Below are 25464 nucleotides of genomic sequence, written 5' to 3'. Positions count from 1 at the left end.
GGTGACGGGAGAAAAACTACCCCTCATCCATGCCGAAATCGAAATTCGGGGCCGAGTGCGTGAGTGCGCCTACCGAGATCACGTCAACGCCGGTTTCGGCGATGGCGCGGATGGTTGAGAGGGTCACGCCGCCCGACGCCTCCAGGATCGCCTTGCCCTTGGCGGCTTTCACGGCGGCCTTCATGTCATCCAGCGAAAAATTATCCAGCAGCACGCTCTCGGCGCCTGCTGCCAGCGCTTCATCGAGCTGGCCCAGCCGGTCAATCTCGACCGCCACGCGGGTCATGTGCCCGGCATGGGCTTTCGCCCGCCGAACGGCCTCACCGACACTGCCTGCGACGGCCACGTGATTGTCCTTGATCAGGATGGCGTCATCGAGCCCGAAGCGATGACTGGCCCCGCCGCCAGCGCGCACCGCAGCCAGTTCCAGCGCGCGAAGGGTCGGCGTCGTCTTGCGTGTGTGGGCGATTTTCGCGCCCGTGCCTGTCACCGCCTCCACATATTCGCGCGTCAGCGTGGCAATGCCGCTCAAGCGCCCGAGGAAGTTCAGCGCCGTGCGCTCGGCCATCAGGATGGCACGAACAGACCCTTCCACCGCCAGCACCACATCGTCTGCGGCCAGCGTGTCGCCATCCTTCGCGCGCCAATAGGTCTTGAGTGCGGGATCGCACTGGCGGAAGACCTCAGCCGCTACCGCCTGCCCGGCCAGCACGCCTGTCCCCCGCGCCGCGATAACGAACGCGGCATGGGCGTGGGCGGGGATCACCGCTTCGCTCGTCACATCGCCGCGCCCGCCCAGATCCTCTGCCAGCGCGCGGGCAACAATGTCATGCAAGTAGGCGCTGTTCATTCGGCAGGCTCCGCCAGCGGGGACTCGTTCGGATGCAGGGCACGCGCATCGGCAAGCGTCAGGCGGGTATGGGCAGCCATCGCTGCCGTCATCGGATGATCGCTGCGGAAATGCCCGCCCCGGCTTTCGGTGCGCATCACCGCCCCTGCCGCCACGAAGCGCGCGGCGATCAGCGCATCGGCCTCGCCATGAGCGGCTTCCAGCGTGTCGATAAGATCAAGCAGGCGGGCAAGCCCCGCCGCTTCACGCTCCACCCCTGCCTGCATCGCCATGGCGGTGCGTAGGCGCGCCAGTGCATCGGCGGGCAGCTCTGGAGCCGGATCGGCCGCAACGGGCTTCAGCGCGCGCTGCGGCGCGTTTGCAAGCGCCTCTGCCGCCCGCCGCCCGAAGACCAGCCCTTCCAGCAGAGAGTTGGACGCCAGACGGTTCGCGCCGTGCACGCCGGTGGAGGCGCATTCACCCACCGCCCACAGGCCCGGCACGCCGGTAAAACCGCTGCTATCGGTCGCCACCCCGCCCATATGATAGTGCGCGGCAGGCGCGACGGGGATGGGCTCTACGCGCGGATCAATGCCAGCCGCCATGCAGGCGGCAAACACCGCCGGGAAGCGCTCCGGGAACTCCTCACCCACCGCCTTGCGGGCATCGAGATAGGCGCCGCGCCCCGCCTTCACCTGGCGGTGGACAGCGCGGGCCACCACATCGCGCGGGGCGAGCTCCGCGTCGGCGTGCACACCGCGCATGAAGCGATGGCCTTTCGCATCGATCAGCGTCGCGCCTTCACCACGCAGCGCTTCGGTGGCGAGCGGTGCCGGATCGCGGCCCACATCGATGGCCGTCGGGTGGAACTGGACAAATTCCGGGTCCTGAATGACCGCGCCGAGCCTTGCCGCCCACGCCAGGGCCTGTCCCTGGCTGGACGCGGGCGTGGTCGTCACGCCATAGAGTCCGCACAGGCTCCCCGTTGCCAGCACAACGTCACTGGCCAGAAGATCATTACGCGCGCCGCTCACATCAACGGCGATCACGCCTGCACACCCGCCTTTTTCATCGGGAATCAGGCCGGAAGCGCGCCAGCCCTCGCGGATCTCGATATGGGGCGCGGCCTGAGCGGCTTCGATCAGGGCGGCGAGTATGCCCGCCCCGGCCTGATCGCCCTTCACCCGTGCCACACGGGCACGCGAATGGGCGGCCTCCCGGGACAGCGCCCAGCTGCCACCCGCCTCGCGCTCGAACGGCGCGCCCAGCGCATAAAGCGCCTCGATCTCGGCCGGTCCGGCTTCGGCCAGAAGGCGCGCTGCCGCCTCGTTAACCAGCCCTGCCCCGGCGGCAATCGTGTCGCGCGCATGCACGGACGGGCTGTCATCAGCCCCCAGCGCTGCGGCCACCCCGCCCTGCGCCCAGCCGGTGGAACTGCCCAGCCCCAGAGGTGCGCCCGTCAGCAGGATCACCCGGCTCGGGGCGGCATGCAGCGCGGTCCACAGACCCGCTATGCCAGCGCCGATAATGATGAGGGGGTGAGTCACTTCGAAGCCTCTAATTCGCGTTTCACCGGCGTAAGCCGGTGCCCAGCTTTTCTGGGTCCCGGCTTACGCCGGGAAAACAAATAAAGTGGGGCTCTAAACCCTCACATAGGGGATCGCGACGGCAGGCTTGCTGGTATCGAAGGCAGGCGGTTTGCCCAGCGAGGGCAGCGCCAGCATGGCATCGACGCTGGCCTTGGCGCGCGCGGCGATCACCGGGTCGACATGGACCTCGTGCTTCATGTCGCGCAGCGCCTCATAGATGCCCTTGAGCGTGATGCGCTTCATGTGCGGGCACAGATTGCAGGGCTTTACAAAGTTCACGCCCGGATTTTCCACCGCCACATTATCGCTCATCGAGCACTCGGTTATGAGGATCGCGGTCTGCGGCTGATGATCTTTCACATAGGCCGCCATCGCGCCGGTAGAGCCAGCAAAGTCAGCGGCTTTGAGAACATCCGGCGGACACTCAGGATGCGTGATGATCATGGCCTCGGGGTGGGCGGCACGCAGGGCCTCGATATCCTCTACCGTGAACTGCTCATGCACCTCGCAAGAGCCCTTCCAGGTGAGGATGCGGATGCCGGTCTGGCTGGCGACATTCTTGGCCAGATACTCGTCCGGGATCAGGATCACGGTGTCGGTATTCCATTCCGCCGCGACGGCCTCGACCACCTGCACGGCGTTGGACGAGGTGCAGCAGATATCCGAATACGCCTTCACCTCGGCCGAGGTGTTCACATAGGTGACGATCGGATAATCGGGATAGGCCTCGCGGATGGCGCGCACATTGGCGCCATTGATCGAAGCGGCCAGCGAACAGCCCGCCCGTTCATCCGGGATCAGCACGGTCTTTTCCGGCGACAGGATTTTCGCCGTCTCTGCCATGAAGTGCACGCCCGCCTGCACGATCACGCTGGCCTCGGTCCTGGCCGCTTCCTGCGCGAGCTTGAGCGAGTCGCCCATGATATCGCCCACCGTGTGGAAGATGTCGGCGGTCATGTAATTGTGGGCGAGGATGACGGCGCCGCGCTCGGCTTTCAGCCGGTTGATCGCATCGATCAGCGGCGCGTGCAGCGGCCATTCCATCGGCGTCACCACCGATTTCACCTTCTCGTAAAGGTGATCGGTGCGCGCCTTCACCCCCGCATCATAGACCAGCGCACCGGCGTCAGGCCAAGGCACTGCGGCTTCCTCAGGGCGGGTGGTCGGGTCGTGGCGGTCCATCGCGTCCGTCCTCTGCTGCACCCTTATGCTCAAACTGAGCATTTGGTGGGGCCAGAAAATCGGCGGGCCGTTTACCGGTCACGCCGTTATGCTCTTTGTGAGCCTAAGGTGGGGTGTTTCTACGCCCGGGCAAGGGGGGATGCAAGACAGTTTTCTTGCAGGGGGGTGTGAGTGCCTTTCCGCACCCGATGACAGCGCCTGACACCGCCTGATCTGCGGCTTGATTGCGGGCGCGGGCGCGCCTAGGTTCGCGCCCGATTTCAAACCCCGCCGGAAACATGTGTCATGGCCGAGCAAAAAGCCCCGTCCTTTCAGGAGCTGATCCTGACGCTCCAGCACTACTGGGCCGATCAGGGCTGCGCCATTCTCCAGCCCTATGACACCGAAGTCGGCGCCGGCACTTTGCACCCGGCCACCACGCTGCGCTCGCTGGGGCCCAAACCGTGGCGGGCGGCCTATGTGCAGCCCTCGCGCCGTCCGGGCGACGGGCGCTATGGCGAGAACCCCAACCGGCTGCAGCACTATTACCAGTTCCAGGTGCTTCTAAAGCCCTGCCCGGCCGATATTCAGGACCTTTATCTCGGCTCGCTCGATGCTCTGGGCATCGACCGCAAGCTGCACGATGTGCGCTTTGTGGAGGATGACTGGGAGAACCCGACCGTCGGCGCGTGGGGCCTTGGCTGGGAGGTCTGGTGCGACGGGATGGAGGTCAGCCAGTTCACCTATTTCCAGCAGGTTGGCGGGCTCGATGTAGAGCTTGTCTCCGGCGAGCTGACCTATGGGCTGGAACGCCTCGCCATGTATGTGCAGGGCGTGGAGAATGTCTACGATCTCGATTTCAACGGGGCTGGCCTCACCTACGGCGATGTGTTCCTTGAAAACGAGCGCCAGCACTCGGCCTTCAATTTCGAACACGCCGATACCGGCATGTTGATCGAATGGTTCAAGGGCGCGGAGAAGCAGTGCATGGCGCTGCTAAACCTGCCGACGCCCCTGCCCCTGCCCGCCTATGACTGGTGCCTGAAGGCCTCCCATTTGTTCAACCTGGTCGATGCGCGCGGCGCGATTTCGGTCGCCGAGCGTGCCAGCTGGATCGCGCGGGTGCGCGAGCTCGCCAAGGGCTGCGCGCAGGCCTGGGTGGAACAGCAGAAACGCGAGGCCGCGTGATGGCCGCTGACCTCATCGTCTGGCATGGTCCCAACACCCGCTCCACCGGCACGGTCTGGCTGGTGGAAGAGCTGGGCGTGCCTTACGAGCTGCGCAAAGTTGACGTATTCGGCGGGGAAACGCGCGAGGCGGAATTCCTTAAAGTAAATCCGGCCGGCAAGGTGCCCGCCATCCGCCATAACGGCAAGACGCTGACCGAGATGGCCGCGATCTCGCTTTACCTCTGTGATGAGTTCCCGCAAGCGGGCCTGGCGCCCGCTATCGGTGATCCGCTGCGCGCCGATTATCTCTACTGGAGCGTGTTCCGCCCCGGCGTGCTGGAACCGGCCATCGTGACCAAGGCGCAAAATCTCGATGTCGATCCGCGCACGGTCGGCTGGGGCGAGTGGGAGACGGTGATCACGCTGATCGAGACGGCGCTGGAAAACGGCCCCTATCTGCTGGGCGAGCGCTTCTCGGCAGCCGATATCCTGATCGGCGGCGCGCTCGGCTGGCTCAAACATTTCAAGCTGATGCCGGACAATCCGCGCATTGACGATTACATCACCCGCCTGCACGCGCGGCCCGCCTATGCCCGCATGCAGGCCAGCAACCAGTAAGAACCGGAACGCTAAACCCTTGGCCCAGCTTCTGATCGAACTTTTCTGCGAGGAAATTCCGGCCCGCATGCAGGCGCGCGCCGAAGACGACCTTGCCCGGCTGATGGGCGAGGCGTTCAAGGCAGCGGGCCTTGGCTTTGACAGCCTTGAAACCTTCTCCGGTCCACGCCGGATCGGCCTTGTGGCCGAAGGCGTCCCTGCCCGCACGGCAGACGTAAGCGAGGAGCGCAAGGGCCCGCGCGTCGGCTCGCCCGACAAGGCGGTTGAAGGCTTCCTGCGGGGAGCGGGGCTGGAAAGCCTCGACCAGTGCCGCATAGACAACACCCCCAAGGGTGATTTCTATGTCGCATTGATCGAAAAGCCGGGCCGCGATGCGGCTGAGGTGATTGCCGAGGCGCTGGAAGCCGCGATCCGGAGCTTCCTCTGGCCAAAATCGATGAAGTTTGGTGAGGGCGAGAAGGCCCAGCGCTGGGTGCGTCCGCTGCATCGCATCATCTGCCTGCTCGATGGCGCGGTCGTGCCGCTCACCGTGTTCGGTATCGAGGCGGCAAACCTCACCGAAGGCCACCGGATTCACTCCAAAGAGAGCCGCGTCTTCGCGGTGAAGGACTATGCCGATTACGCGGCACGTTTGCGCGATAATGGCGTGGTGCTGACGCGCGCCGAGCGCTCCGCCATCATCCTCGAGGGGGCAAAGCGCGTCTGCGCGGATGCCGGTCTTGAGCTGATCGAGGATGAGGGCCTGCTTGCCGAGGTAACGGGGCTTGCCGAATGGCCGGTCGCGGTGCTGGGCGAGATCGACCCTGCCTTCCTGGACCTGCCGGCCGAAGTCATCGCGCTCACCATGAAGGTGCACCAGAAATACTTTGCGGTGCGTGACCCGAAGACGGGCGCCATCGCCCCGAAATTTGTAAAAATCGCCAATCAGGACGCGAGCGATGGCGGCAAGGCGATTGCCCATGGCGCGGCCCGCGTCGTCTCCGCGCGCCTGTCTGATGCCCGCCATTTCTGGAACCTCGACCGCAAGCGCGGCCTCGACGCGATGGCGGGAGAGCTTTCCAAGGTCACCTTCCACGAAAAGCTCGGCACGCTGGCCGACAAGGTGGAGCGGGTCGCCGCGCTCGCGCGCGAACTCGCGCCTGCCGTGGGCGCAGACCGGGAGCTGGCATACCGCGCGGCGAAGCTCGCCAAGGCCGATCTCGTCAGCCAGATGGTCTATGAGTTCCCCGAGCTGCAGGGCGTGATGGGGCGCTATTATGCGCTGGCGGCGGGCGAACCGGCCGAGATCGCCGATGCCATCCGCGATCACTACAAGCCACAAGGTCCGTCCGACGCGGTGCCGACAGCCCCGGTCAGCGCCGCTGTCGCGCTTGCCGACAAGCTCGATACGCTGGTCGGCTTCTGGGCGATTGATGAAAAACCCACCGGCTCGAAAGACCCGTTTGCGCTGAGACGCGCGGCGCTGGGGGTAATTAGGATATTGATGGAGAGCAATATCCGGTTGGCGCTTACGGCCTATTCTGGCCGGAACCGCTCTTATATTCTCCAGATGGCCTTCGGCCGCGTTGTCTTCGACGCAATTCATCTGGCCGCCACCCGCGGCGACGAGCAAACAGCGACGGCCCTTATTGAACGCATCGGGGTTGAGTTCGAAGCGGATCAAATTCGCGAGGGAGATCGAGCCTACTCCGACTTGCTGGCGGTTCCATATAACACAACGAACATCTCGTCCGACCTTGCCCCTGACCTCCTCTCCTTCTTCGCTGACCGCCTGAAAGTCCACCTCCGCGATGAGGGCATACGCCACGACGTGATCGATGCGGTGTTTGCGCCCCGCCTTGATGGGACTGTCGATGATGACCTTGTGCGCGTCACCGCGAAATCGCGCGCGCTGCAGGCCTTCCTCGACACCGAGGACGGCGCGGCGCTGCTGGCCGGTTACCGGCGCGCGGCCAACATCCTGAAAATCGAGGAAAAGAAGGACGGTGAGATCTATGACGGCTCACCTGACACCAAGGCTCTTGTCGAGCCTGCCGAAACGGCGCTGGCCGACGCGCTGATGACGGCAGAGCCCGCCGCACGCGCCGCGCTGGAGGCGGAAAAGTTTGAAAGCGCCATGCGGGCGCTGGCCTCTTTGCGTGCGCCGGTTGATGCCTTCTTCGAGGCGGTTACGGTGAATGCAGACGATCCCATGTTGCGGCGCAACAGACTTGTTCTATTGTCGCGCATCCGCGCGGCGGTACAGGCCGTGGCTGACTTTGACAGGCTGGAAGGCTAAGCAGGCGCCCGGCACATCACATGACCGCCCCGGCGCGGCGGATTTGAGAAAGAGCGAGTACACTGGCGATGACGAAATGGGTTTATGCCTTTGGCGGCGGCGCAGCCGATGAGATGACCGGCGATGCGCGCGCGCTTTTAGGGGGCAAGGGCGCCAACCTTGCCGAGATGGCGCGCCTCGGCCTGCCTGTCCCGCCGGGCTTCACCCTGACCACCGAAGTGTGCACCGCCTATTACGCCAATGAGCGCGCCTATCCGGCCGAGCTGGAAGGCCAGGTGGAAGAGGCGCTCGCCGCGCTGGAGACAAAGGTCGGCAAGACGTTTGGCGATCCGGCCAATCCGCTGCTGGTGTCGGTGCGTTCGGGTGCTCGCGCCTCCATGCCGGGCATGATGGATACCGTCCTCAATCTGGGCCTCAATGACGAGACGGCTGAAGGCCTCGCCAAGCTTTCGGGTGACCGCCGCTTTGCGCTCGACAGCTATCGCCGCTTCATCACCATGTATTCGGACGTGGTGCTGGGCGTGCCCCATGCCGAGTTTGAGGAAATCCTCGAGCGCTACAAGGAAGAGCACGACTTCCAGCTCGACACAGAAATTGACGCCGATGGCTGGGAAGAGATCATCGCTGACTACAAGCGGGCTGTGAAATCCGCGCTGGGCGAGCCCTTCCCCAGCGATCCGCGCGACCAGCTCTGGGGCGCGATGGGCGCCGTGTTCGGCAGCTGGATGAATGACCGGGCCATCACCTACCGGCGCATGTACGACATCCCCGCCAGCTGGGGCACCGCTGTCAACGTGCAGGCCATGGTGTTCGGCAATATGGGCGACAGTTCGGCCACGGGCGTGGCGTTCACCCGCGACCCGTCCACCGGCGAGCGCGGCTATTACGGCGAATTCCTGATCAATGCGCAAGGAGAGGACGTGGTGGCGGGCATCCGCACCCCGCAATGCCTGACCAAGACCATGCGCGAGAAGATGGGCGATAATCAGCCCTCCATGGAGGAGGCCCTGCCGGAAGTCTATGGGGAGCTGGCAAAGGTCTTCGACACGCTGGAGCGCCATTACCGCGACATGCAGGACATCGAGTTCACGGTGGAAATGGGCCGCCTGTGGATGCTGCAGACCCGCAACGGCAAGCGTACCGCGCGCGCGGCGCTGAAAATCGCCTGCGACATGGTCGATGACGGCCTGATTACGCAGGAAGAGGCGGTCTTGCGCGTGGACCCGTCTGCGCTCGACCAGCTGCTCCACCCGACCATCGCCGAGGATTACAAGCGCGACGTCATCGCCAAGGGCCTGCCGGCCTCTCCGGGCGCGGCATCGGGCCGGGCGGTATTTGATTCCGATGAGGCCGAACACCGCGCGAGCCTTGGCGAGAAGGTGATCCTGGTACGCGTCGAAACAAGCCCTGAAGACATTCACGGCATGCACGCAGCCCAGGCCATCGTGACAGCGCGCGGCGGCATGACCAGCCACGCTGCGGTCGTCGCGCGCGGCATGGGCCGGCCTTGCGTTTCGGGTGCGGGCGAGATCCGCATCGATGCGGGCAAGAAGCAGTTCACCGCGCGCGGTCGCACCATCACCGATGGCGACATGATCACGGTCGATGGCGCTACCGGCGAGGTTCTGTTCGGCGAAGCGAAAATGATCAAGCCGGAGCTGACCGGCGATTTCGGCAAGCTGATGGGCTGGGCCGACAAGGCCCGCCGCATGAAGGTGCGCACCAATGCCGAAACGCCGGCTGACGTGCAGACCGCCAAGGAGTTCGGGGCCGAAGGCATCGGGCTGTGCCGCACCGAGCACATGTTCTTCGATGCAGACCGCATCGCGGCGGTACGCGAGATGATCCTCTCCGAGGATCAGGACGGGCGCATCAATGCGCTGGCCAAGATCCTGCCCATGCAGCGCGATGATTTTGCTGAGATTTTCCGCATCATGGAGGAGCGCCCCTGCACGATCCGCCTGCTTGATCCGCCCCTGCACGAATTCCTCCCCCACAATGAGGAAGACGTGAAAGCGGTCTCCGAAGCGACCGGCCTGCCGGCCGACGCGCTGATGGAGCGGGCGCGGGCGCTGGCTGAAACCAACCCGATGCTGGGCCATCGCGGCTGCCGCCTCGGCATCACCTATCCTGAAATCTACGAGATGCAGGCACGCGCCATCTTCGAGGCGCAGGCCCTTGTGGAGAAAGAAACCGGCTTCAAACCCGTGGCCGAAGTAATGATTCCGCTGGTTGCGACTGCCAGGGAACTGGAAATCCTGAAAGTCCGCGTGGCCGCCGTGGCCCGTAATGTGGAACGCGAAACGGGCGTCGCTCCGGTGTATCTCATCGGTACCATGATCGAACTTCCGCGCGCGGCGCTGCGGGCCGGCGATATCGCGGAATTTGCCGAATTCTTCTCCTTCGGCACGAATGACTTGACCCAGACCACGTTCGGCCTCTCGCGCGACGATGCCGGCAAGTTTCTGGGGGCATATCTGGAAGCACAGATTTTCGAGCGCGATCCGTTCGTATCCATCGACCAGGACGGCGTTGGCGACCTCATCCGCATCGGCGTGGAACGCGGACGCGCCGCCCGGCCCGAGCTAAAGCTCGGAATTTGCGGGGAACATGGCGGTGACCCGGCCTCGATTCGATTCTGCGAGTCGGTCGGCCTCGATTACGTGTCGTGTTCACCTTATCGTGTTCCGATTGCCCGCCTGGCGGCGGCACAGGCCGCACTCAAGGCAAAGCAAGACTGATCTGCATTGCATATCCACTTGCTCAATACTGAAGTTGGGCGGAATTGTGGCTATAGTTAACAGGCAGTGCAGAGCGGTTGACCGCGCCTGCGCACTTGAGTATGCATGCGGGAGATTTCGTTCACACCTTGCTAACCGAAGCGGGCACCCTATGTGTGCCGTCTCTAACGCTCGGTCTGGCGCGCAGATTGCATGGGGGACATGCACACCGCGCACCCGAACGGCAAGGCGGAAGAAGAGGTATGCATGGCTATCGCGACGCAATTGCGTTCAGCGTTGTCAGGGTTTGCGCGTCTTTCAGGCGTGGCGGCCACAATCGGTCTGATGTCCGCATTGCCGCTCGTCAGCGGCGAGATGTCCGCACGCGCAGACAATGCGCTGTGGTCGTCCATTGCGGAACGCTATCTCGACAGCGCGCTTGAAGGCAGCTGGGAAGAGGGCGAGGCCCTGTTCCAGACGGCGTCCTTCACTATCGACGCTTCAGACAGCGATATGGTTCCGCAGGTCAATGGCCGGTCGCTGGACGATCTGCAGACATTTGACCTCAGCCACCTCGCAATGGCCCGCGATGCCCGCCGTCAGCAGAACTGCCTGGCCGAAGCGGTCTATTACGAAGCACGCGGCGAGAATCTCAGCGGTCAGATGGCCGTGGCCGAAGTAGTGCTGAACCGCGTCCGCCACCGCGCCTATCCCGACAATATATGCGGTGTGGTGTATCAGGGCTCCGAGCGTCAGACCGGCTGCCAGTTCAGCTTCGCCTGCGACGGCTCAACCGAGCGCGCGCCACGTGGCCGCGCCTGGCGCCAGTCACAGCTGGTCGCCAAGCACGCCATGCTGGGCTTCGCCCCGCAGGTGACGCGCTCTGCCACCCATTTCCACACGGCGAGCGTCAATCCGCGCTGGTCCTCCAGCCTCGTGCAGACGCGCCGGATCGGCTATCACATCTTCTACCGCATGCCGAACCGCGCCGAGCGTGATCTCATCGACCGCGGCGTCTAGTCCCGGTTCTCCAGCCGGTTTTCAACCGCTTTGCGGGCCGCTTCAGCGGCCCGTTCGCGTTTCTGGCGGGCATTGCGGCCGAATATCAGCGCGAAGATGATGGCCAGCACGACAAGGCCGATGGTCAGTTCGATCAAGGCCGTCTCCTCTCCGGCGAATGAAGGCACAGGCGCGCCTCGCCCGTCAGCACCGCCTTCGCCTGCAGTGTGAAGCGCTCCCCCTCACCGCCATGCACGATCAGGCCCGGCAATATGCGCAAGGGCGCACGGCTGGCCTTCACCGCCCGCACAATCACCCGCTTGGCCGGTTCGCCGGCACGCGGATGAACCGGCAACACACCGATATCACCTGCACGGCCCTTGAAACGTGCCAGCATATCGCCCAGCCGATCGGCACGGTGAATGATGACCAGCTGGCCTCTGGGGCGCAGCGCCTTCAGGCCGGCACCGATCCAGTCCTCCAGCGGCGCATCGCTGATCCAGGCATTGCGTTTTTCCGCCGCGGGCGGCCGCAGGGCGCTTTCATCATCGAAAAAGGGCGGGTTGAAGAATACCGCATCAAACCGGGCGGTTCCGGCCAGCGCCAGCGCATCGCCCGTCTCTATCGCGATGCGGCCCTCATAGCCGTTCAGGGCAGTGTTTGCTGATGCCAGGCCCGCCATGGCCTGATCTTTCTCGAACGCTGTGAAGCGCGCATCAGGGTTCAGCCGCGCCGCGCACAGCAGCGCCGCCCCTGCCCCGCAGCCGAACTCGCACGCCTGAGCGCCGGGGCGCAGTTCCAGCGCCGCCGCCAGCAGGACAGCGTCCAGCCCGGCGCGATAGCCCTTGACGGGCTGATCCAGCATCACGCGTCCGTCGTGCAGGGTAGACCGGCTGATTTCAGCCTCGCCCGAGGCGACAGCGCTCATGCCCTGTCCGTTTTGCCCAGCGCATCGGCCAGAAGGCGGCGCGCCTTGTCCGCCTGTTCGTCAGGCACCAGCACACGCCGCTTCACCCAGGGCAGCGCGCCGCCAAACATACCGGCTGTCTCCGCGTCCAGCACCACCGCCCTGATGCCCGCATCCTTGAGCACAGCTTCAATGAAAGACAGCTTTACCGGATCGTTGGTGGTCTCTATCTCGATCACGCACTATCTCCTGATGAAACGGGTTCATTGGCCGCAGTGTCCTGCGCTTGCTGACACGTTAGCGCATTTCTATTGTGGCGGCTCGAACCCGCGCTTAGCAAGAGTACCGCCCATCGTGAACGGACTGCCCCTGACAGACACGCCGCAGGCGATAGCCGATCCTGTGTCCACGCTGATGGCGCTGGCCGGGGACGACATGCCGCGCGTGGAGGCCCTGCTGAGCGAACGCATGGCAAGCCCGGTGGAGCTGATCCCGGAACTGGCCGCCTGGCTGGTCAAGGCTGGCGGCAAGCGTATCCGCCCTCTCATCACCATCGCCAGCGCGCGTATGCTGGGCTATGAGGGCGAAGGCCATCTGGCCCTCGCTGGCGCAGTGGAGCTGATCCACACCGCCACCCTGCTGCACGACGATGTGGTCGACGAGAGCGAGCTGCGGCGCGGCAAGGCATCGGCCAACCATATCTGGGGCAACCCGCAAAGCGTGCTTGTCGGTGACTTCCTGTTTGCGCAGGCCTTCATGCTGATGGTGGATTCCGGCTCGCTGGATGCGCTGCATGTTCTCTCGCGCGCCGCCGCCATCATTGCCGAAGGCGAGGTTCGCCAGCTGGCCATGGTGGGTGATGTAGCGGTTTCCCGGCAAAGCTATATGGAAGTGATTGACGCCAAGACGGCGGCCCTGTTTGCCGCCGCCGCGCAGGTGTCGCCCATTCTGGCCGGACGCCCCAAGGCCGAGGAGGATGCGCTCCATACCTATGGGCGGGAGCTGGGCCTTGCCTTCCAGCTTGTAGACGATGCGCTGGATTATGGAGGGCTTGCTGCCCTTCTGGGCAAGAATACGGGCGATGATTTCCGTGAAGGCAAGATCACCCTGCCTGTCACGCTGGCGCTGGAAGCCGCGAGCGCCGACGAACAGGCATTCTGGGCCCGCACGCTAGGTGCCAAGAACCAGACAGACGGCGATCTGGACGAGGCCATTGCCATCCTCAAACGCCATGGCGCGCTGGACGAGACGCTGGCGCAGGCCCGCGCCCGCGCGGCCAATGCCCAGTCCGCCTTGGGTGTTTTCCCGCGCAATGAATGGACAGACGCCCTCTCGGCGCTGGCCGAATTCGTCGTCGACCGCGCCTACTAGGACGCAGCCGATGCGCCGTCGGCATAACGCCCGGCGAGCACATAAAGCGCACTCAAAACACACGTCATCACGGCGAATGCTGCGAACGCCGCGCCTTGCGGACCCTGCAGTGCCAGAAGGCCTGCCAGCACGCACAACGCACTGGCGCCTGCATAGACCAGCGCAATCCTCCCATGGCTCCAGCCGGCTGCGATGAGGCGTTGGTAGAGGTGCTCGCGATGCGCCTCCATATCCAGCCGTCTGCCAGCGGCCCGGCGCGCCATCGTCAAAAGCACATCAGCCAGAAACGGCAGGATGAAAAGCGGAGCCAGCCACAGTGCGCCGGAAAAGCCCGATCCGGCCATTGCCAGCGCCCCGCCTGCATAGAGTGCGCCTGCGGTCAGTGACCCGCCATCGCCGGCAAACACCTTCGCGGGTGGCCGGTTAAGTATCAGGAAGCCTGCCAGACCGCCTGCCAGCGCGGCACCGGCAAAGCTGGTGTCCAGATGGCCGGTGGCCAGCCCGGCCAGCACCAGCCCTGCCCCGCCGGGCACGAGACCGGCAACCAGCATGCCGTCCGACCCGTCCATGAAATTGACGGCGTTGACCGTAACGAAAATGAACAGGCCCGCACCCGCCAGCGCCACCCAGGCCGGCAGGGCGAGATACACAGTCTCAGTGACAGCGAGATAGCCCGGCACACCGATGAACCACGCTGCGCTGAGGGCGATGACCGCCATAAGGGCGAACTTTGTGCGCGAGGACAGGCCAAAAATATCGTCCGCCGTGCCCAGCGCGCCCATTAGTGCCGTCAGTGCAAGAATGGCGAGCGCGCTCCCGCCCGGCACCGGCGCGAAGGCAAGCCACAGGAAGGCCGCGCCTGCCGCCGCCAGTGTGCCGATCCCGCCGCCGCGCGGCGTGGGCGTCTCATGCAAGGATCTGTGACCTGGCATGTCCAGCACACCGGCCCTCCAGACAAGCGCCGCGACACCGAAACTGATCAGCACCGCGATCAGCGTACAAATGGCGAGCATCATTCCCATCAGGCCGCTCCGGCCAGCCGCACAGGGCGGACAATCCAGTCCGGGTGACTTTCCGACAATGCCCGCGCCACATGCGAGGCCATTGCAGCCTCATCGACCAGCGCAAAACAGCTTGCGCCTGAGCCGGACATGCGCGCCAGACGCACCGCGTCGAACACGTTCAGTTCGGCCAGCACATCGCCGATCACCGGATGCAATATGACAGCGGGCTGTTCCAGATCATTGCGTCCCGCTGCCGCGAGCGCCAGCGCCGCAGCCGGGTCTCCCGCCACGGGCACGCGTGACAGCACGCCAAATCCTGTGCGGTCTTCGCACCGGTCGAGCGCCCGGAATACGTCCGGCGTTGATACCGGCACGCCCGGATTGACGATAACCGCGTTCAGCTCCGGCCAGGCGGGCAGAACCCTGATCCCCTCGCCAATACCTTCCATCAGCAAGGGACGCGACCACACGCACGCTGGTACATCCGCGCCGACCACGCTGCCGATCTCGGCCAGTTCCCGCGTGGAGAAGTCCAGCTCCCACAGATCATTGAGCACCTTGAGTGCCGCTGCCGCATCAGCCGAACCGCCCCCCATCCCCGATGCGACCGGCAAGTGCTTGTCCAGCACCAGACGCGCGCCAAGCTGCGGCTGGTCTGCGGCAGCGCGCAATGCCCAGGCGGCCTTCAGCACCAGATTATGGGTGTCATCCGCCAGCGTCGGCGCAAACGGGCCTTCCAGCTGCAGGCTGAGATCACTGGCCGGGCTGGCATGCAGCGTGTCGCCCCAATCGGCAAACACGACAAGGCTCTGCAAGGGGTGATAGCCATCAGGCCGCGGTACAGCCACGCGCAAGGTGAGATTGATTTTCGCAGGCGCAAAGACTGTCAGCCTGCCCGGGCCGGACTCGCTCATTCAACGTCCTCGGGCGCGCCGTCCAGGCCTTGCGCAAGGCGCAGCTCCAGAAGGGCCTCCTCGCGCGGGTCAGCCGTCAGGTCGAGTGCACGCTGCCACTGAAAGCCAGCCTCCAGCGTCCGCCCAGACCGCGCATAGGCGTCGCCCAGATGCCAGTGGATGGTGGCGTTGGCCGGGGAAAGCTCCACCGCACGCTCCAGCCATTGCACCGCCTCGTCATACCGGCCGAGCTTGAAATGCCCCCAGCCGAGACTGTCGAGAATGGCCCCGTTCTCCGGCGCCAGTTCGGCGGCCCGCTCCACCAGGGCGAAACCTTCATTGACGCGCTCTCCCAGCACGATCCAGTTATAGCCCAGATGATTGAGGACCCGCGCCTCGTCAGGTTCCAGCGCGAGTGCCTGCAGGAAGCCTGCCTCCGCCCCCGCCCAGTCACCGGCAATCTGCAGGCACACGCCACGATAGAAAATGTGGCGCCAGTCCATCTCCCGGCCCTCGGCGGCCCGCTCTTCGAGCACCGCGTCGTAGAGCGCCACCGCGTCATCGCAATGTCCCGTCAGCCGGTAGATATCGGCCAGTAGCAGGCGCGGCTGTTCGGCCATCTGGCCGGAGGCCAGCGCACGCGCACGCGCCAGCGCATCAGTCTGGTCACCACGCCGGAACAGGGTCCACGCCGCATCTACACGCGCCTGCTCCAAGAAGGGCGGGCTGTCCACCGAATCGAAGGCGGCGACCGCGTCATCCTCCAGCCCCAACCGATCGAGAACCGTTGCCAGAAGCATGGTGTTACGGTCAAATTCCGGGTCGATGCTCTGCACAATACGAAGGTAGAGCGCAGCATATTCCGCCGGCGCAGAAGCATTCAGCATGGCCGCAGGCGCAAACATGGAGCGCGCCGCGCCTTGCGCCGGCGTGAACCGCGCCGGGGGGCGCCCTCCGGCATCCAGACGCGCCAGAGCCTGTGCCACCTCGGGGTCACGTTCGCCAACGCTGCGGCTCAGATGCGTCTGGTACAGACGCCGCGCGTCATCGCGCCGCCCCTGACGTTCGAAAAATCCGCCGCGGACGATGGTGGTGTAACCCTCCATGTCGAGGCCCGAATATGCTGCGCGATAGGCTTCGTCAGCCGCCTCCATGCGCCCGGCCGCCTCCAGGATCATGCCCCTGTGAAGCATGATGTGCCCGGTCAGCCCGGCCGAGGCCGTAACGGGCCGGTCAGCAGCCTCTGATGCCCGCCCGGCCCGGACAAGCCGCCAGTCATCCAGCATGGAGGACACCATCGCGCCGAAAGGCCCGAACGGATCATCGAGCTCCACCGACGGGCCGCGTATGCGCCCGGCAAGCTCACCGCCCTTCAGATATATATGGGCCAGCTGCAGCCCGTCCGGGTGATCCCCGGCAGCACGTGCAGGGCCGTCCGCCCGTTCGAACTGGCCGGCCAGCAGCGCCGAGTAGAAGGCGCGCTCCGACAGCAGTGGCGAGCCGGGCTCATGGCTCAACGCCTCGGCATAAAAGCGCGAAGATTCAGCCGTTTCGCGCGATGAACCGGCATAGCGCGCAGCGAGAAAAGCGCCGTATGCGCTGGTCTCCTCATCCTGCACCAGGCCTTGCGGCAGCGCACACGACACCGCCAGCACGGGCAGGCACAAGGCCACGCGCATCAGACCGGCCAGCGAGGAACGCCTGCGCGGCGCGTCCGGGCTACATGTTGGGGTAGTTCGGGCCACCGGCTCCCTCTGGCGTCGTCCAGTTGATGTTCTGGTTGGGATCCTTGATGTCGCAGGTTTTGCAGTGGACGCAGTTCTGCGCGTTGATCACGAATTTGGGCTCTCCACCCTCGTCGACCCATTCATACACCGCAGCCGGGCAGTAGCGCGCTGACGGCCCGCCATAGACATCATGTTCGCTGGCTTTCTGCAGCGCCATGTCGGCGACTTTGAGGTGGATCGGCTGATCCTCCTCATGATTGGTGTTGGAGATGAATACCGATGAGAGACGGTCGAAGGTCAGTACGCCATCGGGCTTGGGATAGTGGATCGGCTTGCACTGGGCGGCGGGTTTTGTCGCCTCGTAATCGGCGCCGCCATGGCCCATCGTGCCGAAGATGGAAAAGCCGAACAGCTGGTTCGTCCACATATCCATGCCGCCCAGCGCCACGCCCACAAGCGTGCCCCATTTGGTCCAGAGCGGCTTGACGTTGCGGACCTTCTTCAGCTCCGCCTTGACCCAGGATTTGTCATAGGCCGCCTCATAGGCGGTGAGCTCATCATGCTGGCGGCTCTCGCCCAGCGCGGCAAAGGCGGCCTCTGCGGCCAGCATGCCGGTCTTCATGGCGTTATGGCTGCCCTTGATGCGCGGCACGTTCACAAAGCCGGCCGAGCAGCCGATCAGCGCGCCGCCCGGGAAGGCCAGCTTCGGCACGGACTGGAAGCCGCCTTCTGTAATCGCGCGCGCACCATAGGACAGGCGCTCTGCGCCCTCAAAGATCGGCGCGATATCGGGATGGGTCTTCAGGCGCTGGAACTCACCGAACGGGAACAGGTTCGGGTTCTTGTAATTGAGGTGCACCACAAAACCGATGGCGACCAGATTATCGCCGAAATGATACATGAACGAGCCGCCGCCCGTATCGTTCGAAAGCGGCCAGCCCATGGTGTGCATGGCGAGGCCCTTCTTGTGGTGCTCCGGCTTCACGCGCCAGAGCTCCTTCATGCCGAGGCCATACTTTTGCGGCTCGCGCCCCTCATCGAGATTGAAGCGCCTGATCAGCTGCTTGGAGAGATTGCCGCGCGCGCCTTCGGCAAAGAGCGTGTACTTGGCGCGCAGCTCCATGCCGGGCTGGTACATGTCCTTGTGACTGCCATCACGCGCCACGCCCATATCGCCGGTAACAACGCCCTTGATGACGCCGTCTTCCTCGATCAGCGAGGCAGCAGGGAAGCCGGGATAGATCTCCACGCCCAGGCTTTCAGCCTTTTCAGCCAGCCAGCGGCACAGATTGCCCAGCGAGCCGATATAGCAGCCATGATTGTGCATGAAGCCCGGCATGGCAAAGCCGGGGAAGGTCGCCGAACCGGACTCGCCCAGCGCCACGAACTTGTCGTCAGTGACTTCGGTATCAAAAGGCTGGTTCGGATCATCGCGCCAGTCAGGAAACAGCTCGTCGAGCGCCTTGGGATCAAACACGACACCAGAGAGGATATGGGCGCCGACCTCGGAACCTTTTTCGATCACGGCAACAGAGACCTCGCGGCCCTCGGACTCGGCCAGTTGCCGGATGCGGATGGCAGCCGCCAGACCGGCCGGTCCGCCGCCTGCAATCACCACATCGTATTCCATCGCGTCGCGTTCGATTCCGCCGTCAGCCATGTCGCCTCCCGTCAGTTCTTCTTCCCGCGCTGATTATGTGCGCCAGCTTGACACCAGCGTTTGCGCGAGGCCCTGTCCCGTCTTAGCTTACACCTAGCAAATGAGCTAGGGCATCAGCCCGGCTACGCCAGCAAAAAGCACAGAGCGCGGATAAATTCTCAAACCCGGATCGGACCTGATTGCGTGACGCCTGACCATCCACCCTCCCAAGCCAATGCGCTCGCCGCGCTGAAAAGCTTGGCCGGCTGGTGGGAGGATGCCGGGATCACGGTGGATATCCCCCCTGCCCCGCCCGCAGCGCTGCGCAAGAGTGCACCGGAGCGTAAGGCCGCCCCGGCCGCGCCTGCGGTGAAATCCGCGCCTGCGGGGCCGGAAAAGCCCGCGCAGGACGCGAGAGCGATGGCGGGTGCCGCCACTGACATCGCGGCGCTGAAAGCCGCCGTGGAGAGTTTTGACGGGTGCGACCTGAAACGCACCGCCCGCAACACCGTGTTCGCGCGCGGGAACCACGAAGCGCCCCTGATGGTGATCGGCGAAGGGCCAGGGCAGGACGAGGACCGCGAGGGCCTGCCTTTCGTGGGCCGCTCTGGCCAACTCCTCGACCGCATGCTCGCCGCCATCGGCCTTGATGAAACCAGCGCCTACATCACCAATGTCGTGTTCTGGCGCCCGCCCGGAAACCGTAAGCCCTCCACAGAGGAAATCGAGATCTGCCGCCCGTTTGTGGAGCGCCATATCGCGCTGGCAAAACCGCGCCTCATCCTGCTGGCGGGCGGTATCTCCACACAGGCCATGCTGAAAACGCCCCAAGGGATCATGGCGTTGCGCGGGCGCTGGTCGCAAGTGACCGTGGAGGGCCATTCCACCCCGGCCCTGCCAATTTTCCACCCGGCCTTCCTCCTGCGCCGTCCGCAGGAAAAGGCGAAAGCCTGGGCCGATCTGCTGAGCCTGCAGGAGAAGCTGGAAGAGCTGGGTTAGAGCATGCTGAACGGTAAAACAGTTCTGGTTCTAGGCGCTGGAAGCAGCAAGTCCTTTGACTTGCCGGTGGGACCTGAACTAATTGAACAAATACATAATATTTCAAAGGTTGATTTCAACCGTTTCGCCGACAGGAACAATTCAACCGACAGAAATTTTACGAGTTTGCTTGAACAAATTCATCGAACCGGACAAGTTGATTTAAACACCGACCAACCATATCGCCGGGTCGTCCAAGCATGCCTCTCGGCGAAATCAATAGATGACTTTATTGACTTCGAAGAAAGTAAAAGCATTAGCACATACGCAAAAATTGCCATTTCTTACTGTATATTAAAGAGCGAACAAAAATCCAAACTTAAAAATCTATTCAATCAAAATCAAGTGAACCATTTCGATGCGCGGTTCAGAGGAAGCTGGCTTGAGAAACTTTTTACACTCATAATAAAAGGAACAAAGAAAAATTCATATAAAACATCACTAGATAAATTAGTAATTGTAAATTTTAACTATGATAGATGTATAGAGTGCTACTTATACAATGCCATAAAAATAGTATTTCAATTAGATGGCGATGAGGCTTGGAAAGTTGTTTCATCCATTAAGGTGGTAAGGCCATACGGATCAATCGGCAACATGAAGGGGCATGATGCTGTGCCCTTTGGAGGAAGCAACGACGGCTCCACATATGAAGACCTTATTTCTAGCCATAAGACAATTAAAACATATACAGAGTCTATAGAGTCTGACACAATAGAGAAAATAAACAGTTATTGCGACGGAGCTAAAAATTTAATATTTTTGGGCTTTGGCTTTCACCCGCAAAATATGAAAATTTTGAAAGAGTCCAAAATTACAGTTCATGAAAACATATTTTCAACAATATACAAGCAGTCCGACTACACATCGGATATGATTAAATCCGAACTCAAAGCGCTATCAGAAAACTCAACACCAAACATTCACCTCCACGACGGCGACTGTGAGTCGTTTTTTGATAGATACGAGATGGGCCTGACAGGCTACTAAGCTTCATCCACATCGGCCAGCTCGCGCAAATACGCGATGCGGGCAAGGCCGTGGGCGCGAAGGCGGATCTCAAGATCGCGGCGCGTATGGGCGCTCGACCAGCGTATGCCCTCAAACAGCCCGCGCGGGGCCGGGCCTTTAAGCGCCAGCAGCCAGTAACCGCCATCTTCCGCCGGGCCAATCACCGCGTCATGGCGTTTGAGCAGGGCGAAAGCGCGCGCGACATCGCGCCGGGTAATGTCGGGCGCATCGGTGCCGATGATTGCGATGGGGCCAGCACCGGCCAACACCCTTGCCTGCCGCGCACCGAGATCACCGCCCCCTTGCGGCCAGCGCATCAGATCATCCGGCCAGACCTTGCCGAACGCACGGGTGATGGCCCTGTCCGGGCTGACCGCCAGCACTATCTGCCAGCGCGCATTATCGCGCACGGCCCGAAGCGTTTTGGCCGTCATCGCCCGGTAGGCGCGCCACGCCATCACCTTGCCGATACCGGCGGCAAGGCGCGTCTTGGCTCCGCCAATCACCGGCGCGCGGGCAAAGACGATGAGGCGCGCTTTGCTCATGCCTTCCGCCTGCCATAGGCCCGCGCCAGCTTTTCCGGGTCCGCGCCGAGGAAATATCGCGCGAGCAGGAGAAGATTGGCCGCAGAGCGGCGCAGATACCCCTCGGAGCGGAAGCGCGCGGCGCTGGTGATAGCGCGCGCCGAAACCGGTTTCAGGCGGCGCCTGCCTATGCGCCTTACGATGTCCACATCCTCAAACAGGCGCATCAGGCGGTATCCGCCAAGCCTCTCATAAAGCTGCGCCGGAATGAGCAATCCCTGATCGCCATAGGGCAGGCCGAACGCCGCGCAGCGCCAGGCCACAAACCGCTCCAGACGGCGCGCAGGCGCGCTCTCATCATCCAGCGCAAACTGGAAATATCCCGCAACCTCCCCGCCCGCATGCGCCGCCATGAAGGCTTTCACCGCCTTCGCCCAGCCCGGCTCCAGCCGTGTGTCCGCGTGCAGGAAGAGCAGCCAGTCGCCTTCGCCGGCGCCTTCAATCGCGCGGGCTGCCCCGGCGGCGAGCTGCACACCGCGCCCCGGCAGGGATTTGACCACATCAAATCCGCGCGCGCGGGCGAGCTTTACCGTGGCATCGCCCGACCCGCCATCGGCCAGCACCCAGCGCGAGACCAGCCCGCAGGCAATGGCCGGTTCCAGGCTGGCGAACGTGTCCGGCAGGGAGGGGGCCGCGTTCAGTGCGGGAATGATAACAATCACATGGCTCATGCGCGCCATAAGGCGCATGCGCGGCTCCGCTCGTCAATGTGATTTTGTTCTTGAATTGTTCCAGATTTCGAGTCAGCGTCCTGCCATGAACGCGATTACCCCCGCCCGCCAGTCAGAGGCCCTGCCCACCCCCTTCCAGCCCTCTGGAAGGGGCGCAAAGTCCAACGCTTCGGGACGGTTTGAGCGCACGACCTCGCAGCCGGTCGATGATGGCTGGCACAGCGAAGCGCCGCCGCGCCAGATCAAGACCACACTCATCCGCGATGCGGCACGCTCCATCATCACGAGTAATGACAGCCCGGATATCAGCTTTGACCAGTCGGTGAACCCCTACCGGGGCTGTGAGCATGGCTGCATCTACTGTTTTGCGCGGCCCACCCATGCCTATTGGGGCTATTCGGCAGGCCTCGACTTTGAAAGCGTGATCTTTTTCAAGCCCGGCGCGGCAGAGCTTTTACGCAAGGCGTTTTCAAAGCGCGGCTATGCTCCGCGCCCGGTCGCGCTGGGCAGCAATACCGACCCCTACCAGCCGGTGGAGCGCGATTTGCGCATTACCCGCTCCATCCTTGAAACCTGCCTGGCGTTCCGCCACCCGGTCAGCATCATCACCAAATCGGCAGGCGTGCTGCGTGATCTGGACCTACTATCGGAACTGGCCGCGCTTGGCCTTGCTCATGTGGCGATCTCGGTGACGACGCTGGATGCGAAGCTGGCCAGAACCATGGAGCCACGCGCTTCCACGCCCACGCGGCGGCTCTCGGCCATCACGGCATTGAGCGAAGCGGGCGTGCCGGTCAGCATTTTCACCTCGCCCATGATACCGGGCCTCAATGATCACGAGCTGGAAAACCTGCTCGGCGCCGGCGCGAAGGCCGGGGCAGACCATGCCAGCTATGTATTGCTCCGCCTGCCGCTGGAGGTGGAGCCTCTGTTCAGACAATGGCTCTCGGTTGAACGCCCTCTCTCCGCCAAAAAAATCATGGGACTGATCGAGAGCACGCGCGGCGGCAAGGCCTATGACAGCCGCTTCCATGCGCGGATGCGCGGCGAAGGCCCGGTGGCAGAGCTGATCCGCGCCCGCTTCGAGAGGGCCTGCCGGGCGAACGGGCTTTCGCGCAAGGTGGCGCCTCTGCGCACGGACCTTTTTACCGTACCGGAAAAGGACAGCGATCAGCTGAGCTTGTTTTGATTTTACCTCGACAGAGAAGAATTACCGGGGTCCCGGGCTTGCCCCGGGATCCAAACTTGCAGCCGCTGACAGTTCCTATGGGTCCCGGCTCGGGGGCCGGGATCCCGGTTGGGGAGGCCTGCGGGTTGTTTGCCAAGCCCATTACAATGTTGAGACGAAGAGTTCGCTCCCTCCCCCTTTACCCCTCCCCCGCACCGTCCTAGCAAGACGCCATGGGAGAAGCGCAGATCATCGCAGGCATAGACGAGGCCGGGCGCGGGCCGCTGGCTGGGCCGGTCGTGGCCGCAGCGGTGGTCCTGCCGGAGGGATTTTCTGCCCTCTCCGCACTGGCGGATTCCAAAAAGCTGACCGCCAGACGCCGCGAGGCGCTGGCCGCCATCATCCGCGCCGAGGCCATGGTCGGTGTCGGCATTGCGGAACCCGCCGAGATTGACCGGGTAAACGTGCTCGAAGCGACCATGCGGGCCATGTCGCGCGCCTGCCGGAACCTGCCCCTCGTCCCGCATAAAGTCCTGGTCGATGGCAACCGCCTGCCCCGCCTCGACTGCCCGGCAGAGGCGATTATCGGCGGTGATGGCAGCCAGCCGGTGATTTCCGCCGCCTCCATCATCGCAAAAACCGTGCGCGACGCCCTGATGATCGAGGCTGCACTGCGCTGGCCCGGCTACGCGCTGGAAGGCCATAAAGGCTATGGCGCAAAGGCCCATATCGATGCCCTGCAAGGGCTGGGCGCCACCCCCATCCATCGCTTTTCCTACCGCCCTGTCGCGCATGCGGCAGAAAAAAGTGCACAAGGGTGATTCGCGCTTAACCCCTCGTTAGGCGTATCATTTCAAGCCTTTTGCACCGGATAGGAATGAGGGTGGCTCTGGTGTCAACAGTTTTGCCGATAAATCAGGTCCTGCATGGGAATTGCGTGGAGATCATGCAGACCCTGCCAGACAACAGTGTGGATCTGATCTTTGCCGATCCGCCCTATAACCTTCAGCTCGGCGGTGAACTGCACCGCCCCGACAACTCCAGGGTGGATGCGGTCGATAATGACTGGGACCAGATTGGCGGGTTCGACGAGTATGATCTGTTCACTTGCGGCTGGCTGGAAGAGGCGCGGCGCGTCCTGAAAGAGGATGGCGCGCTGTGGACGATCGGCAGCTATCACAACATTTTCCGCGTGGGCACCTTCCTGCAGGATATGGGCTTCTGGGTGCTCAATGATGTCATCTGGCGCAAGTCCAACCCGATGCCGAATTTCAAGGGCACGCGCTTTACCAATGCGCACGAGACCCTGATCTGGGCCGCCAAACACAAGACCAGCAAGGTCACCTTCAACTACGCCGCCATGAAATCATTGAATGACGGCGTGCAGATGCGCTCTGACTGGACCCTGCCGATCTGCTCGGGCGGTGAGCGCCTGAAAGCGGGCGATGGCCGCAAGGCCCACCCGACGCAAAAGCCTGAAAGCCTGCTCCATCGCGTACTGCTCTCTACCACCCATCCCGGCCAGATCGTGCTCGACCCGTTCTTCGGCACCGGCACCACCGGCGCGGTAGCGAGGAAGCTCGGCCGCAAATTTATCGGCATTGAGGCCGATGCCGACTATGTGACGCTGGCCCGACAGCGCATAGAGGCGATCAGCCCCGGCGATGCCAGCGCGCTGCAGGTGACCGCCTCCAAGCGGTCCTTGCCCCGCATTCCGTTCGGCAATGTGGTCGAGGCGGGCCTTATCAAGCCGGGTGATACGCTGTTCTGTGCGCAAGGCCGGCGCACAGCGCGCGTGCGCGCCGATGGCTCGGTAACGGGTGGGGGCGAGACCGGCTCCATCCACCAGGTAGGCGCTGCCGTGCAAGGTGCCCCCTCCTGCAATGGCTGGACGTTCTGGCATATCCGCCGCAATGGCACGCTGATGCCCATCGATGTGCTGCGCAGCCGCATCCGCGCAGAGATGGAGGAAGCTTAGGGGGCGCTTTTCCCAGTCCCTTTTCGCATTTTCCCGACGAAAGCCGGGCTCCGGAATAAAAAAGCTGGGCACCGGCTTTCGCCGGTGAAACGCGGTGTAGAGGTTTCCCG

Annotated in this window: 23 protein-coding genes; 11 read left to right on the top strand and 12 right to left on the bottom strand. The window is 63.5% G+C overall.

Annotation, left to right across the window (positions count from 1 at the left end; all coding sequences use genetic code 11):
* Positions 1 to 16: 16 nt before the first annotated feature.
* The 3 genes from nadC to nadA form a co-directional block, all read right to left on the bottom strand.
* On the bottom strand, positions 17 to 850 hold the full coding sequence (gene nadC, locus IEV75_RS08135; protein WP_188452060.1) for a carboxylating nicotinate-nucleotide diphosphorylase: 834 nt from the start codon (positions 848 to 850) through the stop codon (positions 17 to 19).
* Complete coding sequence (locus IEV75_RS08130) at positions 847 to 2376, bottom strand: L-aspartate oxidase (RefSeq protein ID WP_188452059.1); 1530 nt, start codon at positions 2374 to 2376, stop codon at positions 847 to 849. Before IEV75_RS08130 ends, nadC begins: the two co-directional genes overlap by 4 nt.
* Before the next feature lie 93 nt (positions 2377 to 2469).
* Positions 2470 to 3642, bottom strand: coding sequence for a quinolinate synthase NadA (gene nadA, locus IEV75_RS08125; RefSeq protein ID WP_373290520.1), 1173 nt, complete (start codon positions 3640 to 3642; stop codon positions 2470 to 2472).
* 243 nt (positions 3643 to 3885) lie between these two features.
* Between nadA and IEV75_RS08120 the strand changes: the two genes are divergently transcribed.
* The 5 genes from IEV75_RS08120 (at position 3886) to IEV75_RS08100 (ending at position 11384) form a co-directional block, all read left to right on the top strand.
* Entirely contained in the window at positions 3886 to 4767 is an 882-nt protein-coding gene (locus IEV75_RS08120; protein ID WP_188452057.1) for a glycine--tRNA ligase subunit alpha, read from the top strand.
* A complete protein-coding gene (locus IEV75_RS08115) occupies positions 4767 to 5366 on the top strand; it encodes a glutathione S-transferase family protein (protein ID WP_188452056.1) in 600 nt (199 codons plus the stop codon). Before IEV75_RS08120 ends, IEV75_RS08115 begins: the two co-directional genes overlap by 1 nt.
* Positions 5367 to 5385: 19 nt before the next feature.
* Entirely contained in the window at positions 5386 to 7644 is a 2259-nt protein-coding gene (glyS, locus tag IEV75_RS08110; protein WP_188452055.1) for a glycine--tRNA ligase subunit beta, read from the top strand.
* A gap of 68 nt (positions 7645 to 7712) precedes the next feature.
* Positions 7713 to 10385, top strand: coding sequence for a pyruvate, phosphate dikinase (ppdK, locus tag IEV75_RS08105; RefSeq protein WP_188452054.1), 2673 nt, complete (start codon positions 7713 to 7715; stop codon positions 10383 to 10385).
* 246 nt (positions 10386 to 10631) lie between these two features.
* Positions 10632 to 11384, top strand: a complete 753-nt coding sequence (locus IEV75_RS08100; protein ID WP_233351798.1) for a cell wall hydrolase — start codon at positions 10632 to 10634, stop codon at positions 11382 to 11384.
* On the opposite strand, the gene IEV75_RS08095 is transcribed toward IEV75_RS08100, so the two are convergent.
* From IEV75_RS08095 to IEV75_RS08085, 3 genes are read right to left on the bottom strand one after another with little or no spacing between them, the layout of a single operon-like run.
* Positions 11381 to 11521 carry a hypothetical protein gene (locus IEV75_RS08095; protein WP_188452053.1) on the bottom strand — a complete coding sequence of 47 codons (141 nt, stop codon included), beginning with the start codon at positions 11519 to 11521 and terminating at the stop codon, positions 11381 to 11383. The two genes, IEV75_RS08100 and IEV75_RS08095, sit on opposite strands and share 4 nt — an antisense overlap.
* Entirely contained in the window at positions 11518 to 12291 is a 774-nt protein-coding gene (locus tag IEV75_RS08090) for a tRNA1(Val) (adenine(37)-N6)-methyltransferase (protein WP_188452052.1), read from the bottom strand. Before IEV75_RS08090 ends, IEV75_RS08095 begins: the two co-directional genes overlap by 4 nt.
* Complete coding sequence (locus IEV75_RS08085) at positions 12288 to 12509, bottom strand: putative signal transducing protein (RefSeq protein WP_188452051.1); 222 nt, start codon at positions 12507 to 12509, stop codon at positions 12288 to 12290. Before IEV75_RS08085 ends, IEV75_RS08090 begins: the two co-directional genes overlap by 4 nt.
* 175 nt (positions 12510 to 12684) lie before the next feature.
* Here IEV75_RS08085 and IEV75_RS08080 point away from each other — a divergent pair, with 175 nt between their 5' ends.
* The gene (locus tag IEV75_RS08080; protein ID WP_188452110.1) at positions 12685 to 13641 is read left to right on the top strand and encodes a polyprenyl synthetase family protein; all 957 of its coding nucleotides are present in this window, start codon (positions 12685 to 12687) and stop codon (positions 13639 to 13641) included.
* Here IEV75_RS08080 and IEV75_RS08075 read toward each other — a convergent pair.
* The 4 genes from IEV75_RS08075 to IEV75_RS08060 are packed head-to-tail and all read right to left on the bottom strand — an operon-like array spanning position 13638 to position 18925.
* Entirely contained in the window at positions 13638 to 14663 is a 1026-nt protein-coding gene (locus IEV75_RS08075; RefSeq protein WP_188452050.1) for an MraY family glycosyltransferase, read from the bottom strand. The two genes, IEV75_RS08080 and IEV75_RS08075, sit on opposite strands and share 4 nt — an antisense overlap.
* Positions 14663 to 15559 carry a 4-(cytidine 5'-diphospho)-2-C-methyl-D-erythritol kinase gene (locus IEV75_RS08070; protein ID WP_188452049.1) on the bottom strand — a complete coding sequence of 299 codons (897 nt, stop codon included), beginning with the start codon at positions 15557 to 15559 and terminating at the stop codon, positions 14663 to 14665. Before IEV75_RS08070 ends, IEV75_RS08075 begins: the two co-directional genes overlap by 1 nt.
* On the bottom strand, positions 15556 to 17217 hold the full coding sequence (locus IEV75_RS08065; RefSeq protein ID WP_188452048.1) for a tetratricopeptide repeat protein: 1662 nt from the start codon (positions 17215 to 17217) through the stop codon (positions 15556 to 15558). Before IEV75_RS08065 ends, IEV75_RS08070 begins: the two co-directional genes overlap by 4 nt.
* A 40-nt stretch (positions 17218 to 17257) precedes the next feature.
* The gene (locus IEV75_RS08060; protein WP_188452047.1) at positions 17258 to 18925 is read right to left on the bottom strand and encodes an electron transfer flavoprotein-ubiquinone oxidoreductase; all 1668 of its coding nucleotides are present in this window, start codon (positions 18923 to 18925) and stop codon (positions 17258 to 17260) included.
* 183 nt (positions 18926 to 19108) lie between these two features.
* Between IEV75_RS08060 and IEV75_RS08055 the strand changes: the two genes are divergently transcribed.
* Entirely contained in the window at positions 19109 to 19903 is a 795-nt protein-coding gene (locus IEV75_RS08055) for a uracil-DNA glycosylase (protein ID WP_188452046.1), read from the top strand.
* 3 nt (positions 19904 to 19906) lie between these two features.
* Positions 19907 to 20932, top strand: coding sequence for a hypothetical protein (locus tag IEV75_RS08050; protein WP_188452045.1), 1026 nt, complete (start codon positions 19907 to 19909; stop codon positions 20930 to 20932).
* Here the strand turns inward: IEV75_RS08050 and IEV75_RS08045 are convergent.
* On the bottom strand, positions 20929 to 21498 hold the full coding sequence (locus IEV75_RS08045; RefSeq protein WP_188452044.1) for a TIGR04282 family arsenosugar biosynthesis glycosyltransferase: 570 nt from the start codon (positions 21496 to 21498) through the stop codon (positions 20929 to 20931). The genes IEV75_RS08050 and IEV75_RS08045 overlap by 4 nt on opposite strands.
* The gene (locus tag IEV75_RS08040) at positions 21495 to 22226 is read right to left on the bottom strand and encodes a TIGR04283 family arsenosugar biosynthesis glycosyltransferase (RefSeq protein ID WP_233351797.1); all 732 of its coding nucleotides are present in this window, start codon (positions 22224 to 22226) and stop codon (positions 21495 to 21497) included. Before IEV75_RS08040 ends, IEV75_RS08045 begins: the two co-directional genes overlap by 4 nt.
* 67 nt (positions 22227 to 22293) lie before the next feature.
* Here IEV75_RS08040 and IEV75_RS08035 point away from each other — a divergent pair, with 67 nt between their 5' ends.
* The 3 genes from IEV75_RS08035 to IEV75_RS08025 all read left to right on the top strand — a co-directional run bounded on the left by IEV75_RS08035 (position 22294) and on the right by IEV75_RS08025 (position 25354).
* Entirely contained in the window at positions 22294 to 23397 is a 1104-nt protein-coding gene (locus IEV75_RS08035; RefSeq protein ID WP_188452043.1) for a PA0069 family radical SAM protein, read from the top strand.
* A gap of 212 nt (positions 23398 to 23609) precedes the next feature.
* Complete coding sequence (rnhB, locus tag IEV75_RS08030) at positions 23610 to 24197, top strand: ribonuclease HII (RefSeq protein ID WP_188452042.1); 588 nt, start codon at positions 23610 to 23612, stop codon at positions 24195 to 24197.
* Positions 24198 to 24253: 56 nt separating this feature from the next.
* Positions 24254 to 25354 carry a site-specific DNA-methyltransferase gene (locus IEV75_RS08025; RefSeq protein WP_188452041.1) on the top strand — a complete coding sequence of 367 codons (1101 nt, stop codon included), beginning with the start codon at positions 24254 to 24256 and terminating at the stop codon, positions 25352 to 25354.
* Positions 25355 to 25464: the final 110 nt, after the last annotated feature.

Origin of the sequence: Glycocaulis albus (assembly GCF_014639075.1) — a bacterium.
GTDB classification, from domain to species: domain Bacteria; phylum Pseudomonadota; class Alphaproteobacteria; order Caulobacterales; family Maricaulaceae; genus Glycocaulis; species Glycocaulis albus.
Note: the sequence above shows the minus strand (reverse complement) of the source record. Positions and strands in the feature narration are given on the sequence as shown.

Coding starts and splice junctions, on each gene's coding strand:
- nadC (WP_188452060.1), bottom strand. CDS start 850: ATGAACAGCGCCTACTTGCATGACATTGTTGCCCGCGCGCTGGCAGAG.
- nadA (WP_373290520.1), bottom strand. CDS start 3,642: ATGCTCAGTTTGAGCATAAGGGTGCAGCAGAGGACGGACGCGATGGAC.
- IEV75_RS08120 (WP_188452057.1), top strand. CDS start 3,886: ATGGCCGAGCAAAAAGCCCCGTCCTTTCAGGAGCTGATCCTGACGCTC.
- IEV75_RS08115 (WP_188452056.1), top strand. CDS start 4,767: ATGGCCGCTGACCTCATCGTCTGGCATGGTCCCAACACCCGCTCCACC.
- ppdK (WP_188452054.1), top strand. CDS start 7,713: ATGACGAAATGGGTTTATGCCTTTGGCGGCGGCGCAGCCGATGAGATG.
- IEV75_RS08100 (WP_233351798.1), top strand. CDS start 10,632: ATGGCTATCGCGACGCAATTGCGTTCAGCGTTGTCAGGGTTTGCGCGT.
- IEV75_RS08090 (WP_188452052.1), bottom strand. CDS start 12,291: ATGAGCGCTGTCGCCTCGGGCGAGGCTGAAATCAGCCGGTCTACCCTG.
- IEV75_RS08080 (WP_188452110.1), top strand. CDS start 12,685: ATGGCGCTGGCCGGGGACGACATGCCGCGCGTGGAGGCCCTGCTGAGC.
- IEV75_RS08075 (WP_188452050.1), bottom strand. CDS start 14,663: ATGGGAATGATGCTCGCCATTTGTACGCTGATCGCGGTGCTGATCAGT.
- IEV75_RS08070 (WP_188452049.1), bottom strand. CDS start 15,559: ATGAGCGAGTCCGGCCCGGGCAGGCTGACAGTCTTTGCGCCTGCGAAA.
- IEV75_RS08065 (WP_188452048.1), bottom strand. CDS start 17,217: ATGCGCGTGGCCTTGTGCCTGCCCGTGCTGGCGGTGTCGTGTGCGCTG.
- IEV75_RS08060 (WP_188452047.1), bottom strand. CDS start 18,925: ATGGCTGACGGCGGAATCGAACGCGACGCGATGGAATACGATGTGGTG.
- IEV75_RS08050 (WP_188452045.1), top strand. CDS start 19,907: ATGCTGAACGGTAAAACAGTTCTGGTTCTAGGCGCTGGAAGCAGCAAG.
- IEV75_RS08045 (WP_188452044.1), bottom strand. CDS start 21,498: ATGAGCAAAGCGCGCCTCATCGTCTTTGCCCGCGCGCCGGTGATTGGC.
- IEV75_RS08040 (WP_233351797.1), bottom strand. CDS start 22,226: ATGCGCCTTATGGCGCGCATGAGCCATGTGATTGTTATCATTCCCGCA.
- IEV75_RS08035 (WP_188452043.1), top strand. CDS start 22,294: ATGAACGCGATTACCCCCGCCCGCCAGTCAGAGGCCCTGCCCACCCCC.
- rnhB (WP_188452042.1), top strand. CDS start 23,610: ATGGGAGAAGCGCAGATCATCGCAGGCATAGACGAGGCCGGGCGCGGG.
- IEV75_RS08025 (WP_188452041.1), top strand. CDS start 24,254: ATGAGGGTGGCTCTGGTGTCAACAGTTTTGCCGATAAATCAGGTCCTG.